At 58.9% G+C, this 1733-nt stretch carries 1 protein-coding gene; it reads right to left on the reverse strand.

Annotated elements, in window-relative coordinates:
* Positions 1-1733, reverse strand: a 1733-nt coding sequence (locus tag L0H65_RS19455; RefSeq protein ID WP_301460835.1) for a glycogen/starch/alpha-glucan phosphorylase, incomplete at both ends; no start/stop codon positions are given.

The following is a 1733-nucleotide window of genomic DNA, read 5'->3' on the forward strand; positions in this document are numbered from 1 at the left end:
CGGTTCAATCGACCAGATATCCGCCATATAACCACGGATTGTGCGGTCAGAGGAAAAGAAACCGGAGCGGGCGGTATTCAATGCCGCCATGCGCAGCCAGCGGTCCCGGTCAGCATAGGCCAGATCGACCTGCGCCTGTGCGCTGAGATAGGCGTCGAAATCAGCGGCGACGAGGAAATAGTCGTGATGCCAGACCCGATCCACCAGGCCGACATAGCGGTCGGGTTGACCGGGTGAAAACTGACCTTCCGCAAGGGCTTGCAGCACGTTCTGCAAGGTCTGGCTTTGGTTGATCGCATCGCGCGACTGCTCCGGGTTTTCGCGACGTTTTTCGACTTCGGCAGCGGTCAGGCCAAAGAGAAAGAAATTATCCGCCCCGACCTCCCGCAAAATCTCCACATTCGCGCCGTCAAGCGTGCCGATGGTCGGTGCGCCGTTCATCATGAACTTCATATTTCCGGTGCCAGAGGCTTCCATCCCGGCGGTGGAAATCTGTTCTGACAGGTCCGACGCCGGGATCAGACGTTCGGCCATGGAGACGTTGTAATTTGCCGGATAAACCACTTTCAGCAAATCGCCCACTTGTGGGTCAACATTAACAATGGATGCGACATCATTGATAAGGTGTATAATTTCCTTTGCCACAGCATAGCCCGGAGCAGCCTTGCCGCCAAAGATTTTCACGCGCGGCACCCATGGCCCGTTCGGGTTACGCTTTATCGCCTGAAAGCGGGCGATGGTTTCAAGCACGTTCAAAAGCTGGCGTTTGTATTCGTGGATACGCTTGATCTGCACGTCAAACAGCGCGTCCGGGTTCACCGTCACAGCGCAATCCGCCGCCAGCCAATCTGCCAGCGCAGCTTTGTTCTGCCGTTTGGCCGCATCAAACGCCCTGCGGAAACCAGCGTCTTCGACATGCGGCTCCAGCCGTTTCAGACGGTCGAGATCATCCTCCCACCCCTCACCAATCGTCTCGGTGATCAACCCCGCCAAGGGCCGGTTTGCCATGCGCAGCCAACGGCGCGGCGTTACGCCATTGGTTTCATTGATGATCCGCCCCGGATGCAGCGCCGCGAGTTCCGGAAACAGGTTCTGGCTGACCAGATCCGAATGCAGCGCCGAGACGCCTTTGACCCGATGCGCGTTTATGAAGGCCAATTCACCCATCTTCACCTCATTGTTCTTGACGATGCCGATATGGTCAGGCCGGCCCGGATGCGCACGGCGATGCGCCTCGTCGATGCGTTCGACAATTCGCATATGGCGCGGCAGCACGGTGCCGAAGGTGAAGGTGGACCACCGCTCCAACGCCTCGGGCAACAGCGTATGATTTGTGTAGCCAAGGCAGGCGCGGGCCGTCTCCATCGCATCATCAAACGCCAGCCCGTGTTCGTCCATCATCAGGCGGATCAGTTCCGGCCCGGCGATGGCGGGATGGGTATCATTCATCTGGATCGCAACGTGTTTCGGCAAGGCGCGGATGTCCAGACCGGCGGCGATATGGCGGCGCAGGATGTCTTGTAGTGCTGCGGAGGTCAGGAAAAACTCCTGTTTCAGGCGCAGTTCCTTGCCCTGATAGGTGGTGTCATCGGGGTAAAGCACGCGCGACAATGTGCGGGCCAGCGCCTCCGGCTCTGCCGCAGCGGCGTAGTCACCGCGATTGAACCGCTCCAGATCAAAGAGCGTTGTCGGCTTTGCCCCCCACAGCCGCAGTGTATTGGCCCATTTGCCCT

This window comes from Pseudorhodobacter sp., assembly GCF_030452865.1.
GTDB lineage: Bacteria > Pseudomonadota > Alphaproteobacteria > Rhodobacterales > Rhodobacteraceae > Pseudorhodobacter.